Here is a 7,943-nt window from a genome sequence, read left to right as displayed (position 1 = left end):
GAGGGCCAGCAGGTCCTGACGCGCCTGATGAAATGGGGGGATGTGCTCGTCGAAAACTTCCGGCCCGGGGTGATGGAGCGGCTCGGGTTCTGCTACGAGCAGGTCAAGGCGATCAACCCGCGGCTCATCGTGGTGTCCATCTCCGGGTTCGGGCAGACCGGGCCGTACGCCCAGCGCGCGGCGTTCGACTACGTGTGCCAGGCCATGGGCGGAGTTATGAGCCTGACCGGAGACCCCGACGGCCCTCCGATTCTGTCCGGCGGTATCCTGACGGACATGATCGGCGGGCTGTACGCCACGATAGGCGCGCTCGCAGCCCTGCAAGGCCGCGAGAGGACTGGCAGCGGGCAGTTCGTCGAGGCATCCCTGTACGAAGGCGTGCTCGTCACCATCACGAACTCCCTGGCCCGCTACGCGCGCGGGATGCCGCCGAAGCGTGGGAAGCTGCCCATCGCGCCGGTTGGCACGTTCCTGACCTCCGACGGGGTCTATATCTTCATCATGGCGCACGATAACAGCCATTTCCCCCACGTCGCCAGGCTCATGGGCAGACCGGAGCTGCCCAAGGACCCGGAGTACAAGGACAGGGCCGCTCGAAACCGGCACGTGGACGAGCTGAACAAGATGCTGGAGGACTGGGTGCGCGTCCACACCATCGCCGAGGTCGAAAAGGCGATGGACGAGGGGGGCGTGCCCTATGGGCGGGTGCAGAGCGTGGAGGACATCCTCGCGTGCCCCCACCTGAAGGAGCGGAAGGCGATCGTCCGGCTGGACCACGGCAGGGAGCGGGCGCTCCCTCTGCTTGCGCCGCACCCCAGACTCCGCGGCACGCCCAGCGCCATTTACACGGTTGCGCCCCATCTGGGCGAGCATACGTATCAAGTATGCCACGATATCCTGGGCTACTCCGACGAGGAGATACAGGATATGCGGAAGCAAAAAGTGGTGAAGTAACAGGTGCGGCCAACCGACGTTACGATTTGCGGGCCAGGACCAAGTACTACCTGTCGTTCACGTCGTGGCCCTCCGCGTACGCCAGCCCGACCTTGCCCAGGGCCAGGCGCGCACCTTGACGCGTAATGCGCTCCTACTTCTTGTGGGCCTCCAGCGCCGCCTGGAGCGCCCGCACGTGCCGTCCGGCCACCGCCACGCTCAACGGGGAGCCGACCGCCAGGGCCAGCGTGAACTTGTACGGGGGGAAGAGGACATGCAGCAGGCCAAAAACCCCTCCTACGAACAGGCCCATCCCCAGAAGGCCGGTCAACAGGGTGTCCAGCGCCGCGGCCCCCAGGCCCAGGGCCACGCTGGCGGACGCCAGACCCAGCGTCAGGAAGCTCCCGCCGCGCTCCGCGGTAACCCCCGCGATTTGGCCGTAGGGAACACTGACGTTGCCGATGCGCGGCGGGAGCGCGTCCCGGTCCACGTAGAGGAAGAGCAGGCGGCGGTCCGTCACCCAGAGTAAAAAGCGCCGAGGCTGCCGCCCGTCGCAGGCCTCCGCTTCTCCCACCACTTCCCGCACTCCGGGCACCCGGTCTCTGACGGCCTCGCCGGACTCAAGCAAGTCGGCGGGCGACGCTGCTATATCTCTCAGACTCGTCACTTGCATCACGTTACGGGCAGGCAGGCCCCGGTTTGGCCGGTGTCCACGAAGGACGCGGCGGATACCGTCGCGCCCTCCGCTCCCGCCTCAACCTCTCTACGCGCTCCTGGCCGAGGACACTTGCCCCTCGTCACGAGTCACGTCCGTGCGCTGGGCCAGCAGCTTGTTCAGCGCGTTCACGTAGGCTTTGGCGCTCGCCACGATGATGTCCGTATTCGCGCTCTTGCCCAGCGCGAGCATCCCCTCGCTCTCCACGCGCACCGTCACCTCGCCGATGGCGTCTATGCCCTCCGTCACGGAGCCGACGCTGAACTCAACCAGGCGCGAGGGCAGGCCGACGATGCGGCCGATGGCGCGGTACGTCGCGTCCACGGGGCCGGTGCCGGCGGACACCTCCATGTGCGGCTTGCCGTCCGGATCGATGAGCCGCACCGTCGCGGTGGGCACGAGGCCCGTGCCGCAGCTCACCTGCACCAGGTCAACCTGGTAGGCAGCCTGAGTGACGCCGGTCCGATGCTCCTCGGCCACCAGCGCCTCCAGGTCCATGTCGGTGACTTCCTTCTTGGTCTCCGCCAGGCGCTTGAAGGCATCAAAGGCCTTGTCCATCTCCTCCGCGGAGAGCTTGTAGCCCAGCTCCTCCAGCCGCTTCACGAAGCCGTGGCGACCGGAGAGCTTGCCCAGCACCAGGTTCAGCTTGCCCGTGAGGCCGATAGATCGGGGGTCCATGATTTCGTAGGTGGTGCGCTCCTTGAGCAGGCCGTCCTGATGGATGCCGGAGGCGTGCCGGAACGCGTTCTTGCCCACGATGGCCTTGTTGGGCTGGACGGCGAAGCCGGTGACGTCGCTCACCATGCGGCTCGCGCGCCAGATCTGCGTTGTGTCAACGCCCGTGAAGACTTTGAAGTGGTCTTTCCGGGTGTGCAGGCTCATCACGACCTCTTCCAGCGAGGCGTTGCCCGCCCGCTCGCCGATGCCGTTGACGGTGCACTCCACTTGCCGCGCGCCCGCCTCGACGGCGGCCAGGCTGTTCGCCGTGGAGAGGCCGAGGTCGTTGTGGCAGTGAACGCTGATGATGACCTTGTCAATGTTCTTGACGTTCTTCTGGATACCCGTCAGGAGATTCCTGAACTCCTCCGGCGTGGTGTAACCCACCGTGTCCGGAATGTTGACGGTAGTGGCGCCCGCGTCTATGACCGCCTCCAGCAGGCGAAAGACGTACTCCGGCTCGCTGCGGGTGGCGTCCATGGGGGAGAACTCCACGTCCGGGCAGTAGCCGCGGGCGCGGGCCACGTTCTCGCACGCCATCTCTATGACCGTCTCCCTGTCCTTGCGGAGCTGGTGCATCATGTGCACGTCGGACGAGGACAGGAAGACGTGGATGCGCGGGTGCGCGGCCTCCTTGATGGCCTCCCACGCCCTGTCCACGGCGTCGCGGTTGGCGTGGGCCAGCGCGGCGATGACGGGCCGGCGCACGAGCCGGGCGACGCGGCGCACCGCCTCGAACTCGCCGGGCGAACTGGCGGGGAACCCCGCCTCGATGATGTCCACGCCCAGCCTGTCGAGCTGCTGGGCCACGTTCAGCTTGTCGTCGGCGGTGAGCATGGCCCCTGCGGCCTGCTCGCCGTCCCGCAGCGTGGTGTCGAATATCAGAACCCGCTCCCGGGGCTGTCCGTCAATGACCTTGGTCTCCGTCTTGCGTGTCATGGTCTTACTCCTCCCTTTTTCCGCGGCCCCGCTATACGGGACCGTGTGCGCTGTGGCGAGGTGCGCGGCAGGACGAACCTGCCCGGGTGAGCGCGTCCTTCCGTGGAAGGACGGCGCCCGACCCCCGCCTAAGGGCGAGCAGGCCACCGACGCCTAGACCAAGGGGATATGCATTATGTGACCACATAGCCTTTTGCCTTCAGGGCCATTAACGATGACGCGAGCTAGTACGACCCTCTCGCCTTTGGCTTCTCCAGCCAGGGCATCATGGAGCGCAGCTTCTCGCCCACTTGTTCTATCTGTTGCTTCTTCTCCGCGTCCCGCATGGCGTGGAACTTCGTCGCGCCCTCGCGCCACTCGTTCATCCACTCCTTGGCGAAGGTGCCGTTCTGAATCTCGCCGAGAATCTTCTGCATGGACGCGCGCACATGCTCGTCAATGACGCGCGGGCCGCGCGTGTAGTCGCCGTACTCCGCGGTGTCGCTCACGGAGTAGCGCATGTAGTTCAGGCCGCCCTGATACATCAGGTCCACGATGAGCTTGAGCTCGTGCATGCACTCAAAGTAGGCGACCTCCGGCTGGTAGCCCGCCTTGACCAGGGTCTCAAAGGCGGTCTTGACCAGCGAGGAGACGCCGCCGCACAGGACCGTCTGCTCGCCGAAAAGGTCGGTCTCGGTCTCTTCCTTGAATGTGGTCTCAAGCACGCCGGCGCGGGTGCTGCCCACGCCCTTGGCGTAGGCCAGGGCGTTCTGCCTGGCCTTGCCGGAGACGTCCTGGTGCACCGCGACCAGCGCGGGCACGCCCGAGCCTTCCTTGAACACCTCGCGCATGCGGTGGCCCGGCGCCTTGGGGGCGATCATGCTGACGTCCACATTCGCCGGCGGGACAATCTGCTTGAAGTGGATGTTGAAGCCGTGGGCGAACATGAGGGTCTTGCCCGCCGTCAGCCCCGGCTTGATCTCCTTCTCGTACACGTCCCGCTGCATGGTGTCCGGGATCAGCATCATGATGGTGTCCGCGGCCTTCGCCACGTTGGCCACCGTGTCCACCTTCAGGCCGTCCTGCTTGACCTTGTCCCAGCTTTTGCTCCCCTGGTACAGGCCGACGACAACGTTGCAGCCGCTGTCCTTCAGGTTCTGGGCGTGGGCGTGTCCCTGGCTTCCGTAGCCGATGATGCCGATTGTCTTGCTCTTCAGCAAGCTCAGGTCAGCATCCTTGTCATAATAGATCGTCGCCATGTGGTTTCTCTCTCCCGGCTTACTTTTCACCGTCGGGCTTCCCGCCGTTGGCGCGGTAGCGCAACTCCTCGTCTTGGTCCTCGGCGTCCGCGCTCGCCGACCCCCGCGGCATGGCCACGCGACCCGTCCGCATGATCTCCTTGAGGCCGAACGGGCGCATCAGGCGTACTAGTGCGTCAATCTTGTCCTCGTCGCCCGTAATCTCGATGACCAGGCTGTCCGGCGACACGTCCACGATGTCCGCACGGAAGATCTCCACGAACTGGATAATCTCGCTCCGGGTCGTGGGCGTGGCCTTTACCTTGATGAGGGCCATTTCCCGGGCCACCATCGGCTCGTCGGTGATGTCCGATACCTTGACCACATCAATGAGCTTGCGCAGTTGCTTCGTGACCTGCTCCGCGCTCCCCGGCGCGGTATTTACCACGAAGGTCATGCGCGAGAGGTCCGGCTGCTCGCTATGCCCCACCGCCAGGCTTTCGATGTTGAAGTTCCGGCGACGGAACATGCTGGCGATGCGGTTGAGGACGCCCGGCCGGTCGGCGACCAGCGCGACAATGGTCTGCTTGGTGGTTCCGCTTGCGTTTGTCATGGCTACGACGACGCTTCCTTCGAGTCCTGCATGGCGACCATTTTCTCCGGCTCCTCTATCATCTCATTGACCGATAGCCCCGGAGGAATCATGGGGTACACGCTCTCCTCTTCAACCACGACGAACTCCACGATGACAGGGCCGTCGTGTTTCATGGCCTGGTGTATGGCCGGGCCCACGCCCGCCTTGTCCTTCACCCGCAGGCCCATCATACCGTAGGCCTCCGCCAGCTTCATGAAGTCTGGACTGAACAGCGGAGTGGCCACGTATTGCCGCTGGTAGAATATCTCCTGCCACTGCCGGACCATGCCCAGGAAACTGTTGTTGAGGATGGCGAACTTGACTGGTATCTTCTCCTGCGCTATGGTGCCCAGCTCGGGCAAGGTCATCTGGAAGCCGCCGTCCCCCGCCACGGACCAGACGGTCTTGTCCGGTCTGCCCACCTGGGCGCCCATGGCCGCGGGTATCTCAAAGCCCATGGTGCCCAGGCCGCCGGAGCTGATGAACGTGCCCTGGTCGCGGAAGACGTAGTGCTGGGCCGCCCACATCTGGTGCTGGCCCACGCCGGTCACGATGATGGAGTCGCCGTGCGTGACCTCTGAGAGGGCGCTGCACACGTACTGGGGCAGCAGGCCCTTCGCATCCCTGATGCGCAGGGAGGGGTGCTCCTTCTTCATCTTGTCTACGCGCCGACGCCACTCCTTGCGGTCGGGATGGTCGTGCCGGGCGGTCACGTGCTGGTTGAGCTGCGTGAGTACCCGCTTGACGTCGCCGACGATGGGCACGTGGGCCTTCACGTTTTTGCCGATCTCCGCGGGGTCAATGTCAATGTGGACGATCTTGGCCCGCGGCGCGAATGTGCTGACCTTGCCCGTCACCCGGTCGTCGAAGCGCATGCCGATGGCGACGATCACATCCGCCTCGTCAATGGCGAGGTTGTTCCAGGCCAGGCCGTGCATGCCGGGCATGCCCATGTGCAGCGGATGGTCGCCGGGGAAGCCGCTGATGCCCAGGAGGGTGGTGATGACCGGAATGCCGGTCTTTTCCGCCAGGTCCAGGAGCTCCGCGTATGCGCGGGAGATGATGACGCCGTGCCCCGCTATGATGAGCGGGCGCTGCGCCTCGTCAATCAGGCCGGCGGCCTTCTTGATCTGGGCAGGGTGGCCGTCCAGGACGGGCCTGAAACCGGGCAAGTCCACCCCGTCCGGGTACTCGAACTCGGCTTCCTCCTGTTGCACATCCTTGGGTATGTCAATGAGCACGGGGCCGGGCCTGCCGGTCCGCGCGATGTAAAAGGCCTCTTTCATGATGCGCGGGATGTCGCGGGTCTCCATCACCAGATAGTTGTGCTTGGTGACAGGCATGGAGACGCCGGTGACGTCCGTCTCCTGGAAGGCGTCCTTGCCGATGGCCGACCGCGGCACCTGGCCGGTGATGGCGATCATGGGGGACGAGTCCATCTGGGCGGTGGCGAGCGCGGTGGTGAGGTTGGTGGCGCCCGGCCCGGACGTGGCGACGGCGACGCCGACACGCCCCGTGGCGCGCGAGTACCCGTCAGCGGCGTGGCCCGCGCCCTGCTCGTGGCGTACAAGGATGTGGCGCAGCTTCGGGTACTGGGGCAGCGTCTGGTAGAAGGGCAGGATGGCGCCGCCCGGGTAGCCGAACATGACCTCCACGCCTTCGCGCAGGAGGCTCTCGCACACCATCTGAGCGCCGGTCATCTTCTTCCTGTTGGCCATAGCCTGTTCCTCCCGTGTCTCCGCGTCCGCCGGGGAGACAAAAAAACCCGCCCCTGCAGGGACGGGTTGTATAGGCCCGCGGTACCACCCTTGTTGTCCTTGCGCGGAAGGACCACTCTGGCGCTGTAGCGGGCGCACCCGGTCTGGCCTACCGCCCCGCCTGCGCGGAGCCTTCGACCGTACGGCTCAGGGGCGAGTTCAAGGGCCTTCGCCGCCGGGATTCCACCTTGCCCCGGCTCTCTGGAGGCTCCGGACGCCTCTACTACTCCCCGTCGTAGCTGTCCAAAAAGCGAATTACCGCACATCGTAACAGTCCGTTAAGCATTTGTCAAGCAGGATTTGAGCGACGGCGCGCTGGCGGATAGGTGGCCGCGCTCTTTATAATGGCATCCGCGGCATCGTGTTCCAGGGCCGCGAGGGAGGGCGAGATGGCGACCACTTACTGGCTGCTCGTCGGGACGCCAGGCAACTTCCGCAAGAGCCGCGAGATGGGCTTCACCGTGCAGGGCGTGAAAAGCCGCCACCGCGCCAAGGCGGAGAAGATGCGCCCCGGCGACCGGGTCATGCTCTACGTCACAGGCGTGCAGGCCTTCGCGGGGACGGCCACGATCACGTCCACCTACTGGGAGGAGCACACGCCCGTCTGGACGAGCGAGAAGAAGGGCGAGGACTATCCCTGGCGCTTTAAGGTCACGCCGGACGTGCTGCTCGACGAGAAGGACTTCCTGCCCGCGGCGGATTGGGCCACAAAGCTGGCCTACGTCCAGAAGTGGCCGCCCGCGCACTGGCGCCTCGCGTTCCAGGGCAACGTCCACATCATCCCGGAGGGCGACTTCGCGGCGCTGGAGTCGGCGATGCGCGCCGTTGTGAAGCAGCCGGCGGGACGCCGCCCATGAAGTACCGCACGCTGGGCCGCACGGGCCTGCGCGTCTCGGAGGTCGGCTTCGGCGGGTGGGCCATCGCAGGCAATCGCCACGGCAACTCGTACGGGCCGACGGACGACACGGCATCGCTCCGCTCCATTCTGCGCGCGGTCGAGATGGGCTGCAACTTCTTCGACACGGCGGACA

General features: G+C 65.6%; 7 protein-coding genes. 2 read left to right on the top strand and 5 right to left on the bottom strand.

The features are described from left to right. A partial coding sequence (locus Q7T26_03095) for a CaiB/BaiF CoA-transferase family protein (GenBank protein ID MDO8531143.1) occupies positions 1-954 on the top strand: 954 nt, incomplete at its 5' end. A gap of 133 nt (positions 955-1,087) precedes the next feature. Here the strand turns inward: Q7T26_03095 and Q7T26_03090 are convergent. The 5 genes from Q7T26_03090 to ilvB all read right to left on the bottom strand — a co-directional run bounded on the left by Q7T26_03090 (position 1,088) and on the right by ilvB (position 6,873). Then, the gene (locus Q7T26_03090) at positions 1,088-1,600 is read right to left on the bottom strand and encodes a hypothetical protein (protein MDO8531142.1); all 513 of its coding nucleotides are present in this window, start codon (positions 1,598-1,600) and stop codon (positions 1,088-1,090) included. Positions 1,601-1,696: 96 nt separating this feature from the next. Continuing rightward, a complete protein-coding gene (locus Q7T26_03085; protein ID MDO8531141.1) occupies positions 1,697-3,304 on the bottom strand; it encodes a 2-isopropylmalate synthase in 1,608 nt (535 codons plus the stop codon). Between the two features lie 224 nt (positions 3,305-3,528). Further along, positions 3,529-4,542, bottom strand: coding sequence for a ketol-acid reductoisomerase (ilvC, locus tag Q7T26_03080; GenBank protein ID MDO8531140.1), 1,014 nt, complete (start codon positions 4,540-4,542; stop codon positions 3,529-3,531). Between the two features lie 19 nt (positions 4,543-4,561). Beyond that, positions 4,562-5,134: an acetolactate synthase small subunit gene (ilvN, locus tag Q7T26_03075; GenBank protein ID MDO8531139.1), complete on the bottom strand. Its 573-nt coding sequence runs from the start codon at positions 5,132-5,134 to the stop codon at positions 4,562-4,564. 2 nt (positions 5,135-5,136) lie between these two features. After that, positions 5,137-6,873 carry a biosynthetic-type acetolactate synthase large subunit gene (gene ilvB, locus Q7T26_03070; GenBank protein MDO8531138.1) on the bottom strand — a complete coding sequence of 579 codons (1,737 nt, stop codon included), beginning with the start codon at positions 6,871-6,873 and terminating at the stop codon, positions 5,137-5,139. A gap of 428 nt (positions 6,874-7,301) precedes the next feature. Here ilvB and Q7T26_03065 point away from each other — a divergent pair, with 428 nt between their 5' ends. Continuing rightward, positions 7,302-7,769, top strand: a complete 468-nt coding sequence (locus Q7T26_03065) for an EVE domain-containing protein (protein MDO8531137.1) — start codon at positions 7,302-7,304, stop codon at positions 7,767-7,769. Positions 7,770-7,943: the final 174 nt, after the last annotated feature.

It is taken from the genome of Dehalococcoidia bacterium, assembly GCA_030648205.1.
Lineage (GTDB): Bacteria > Chloroflexota > Dehalococcoidia > JAUSIH01 > JAUSIH01 > JAUSIH01.
This window is presented reverse-complemented; position numbering and strand designations above follow the sequence as displayed.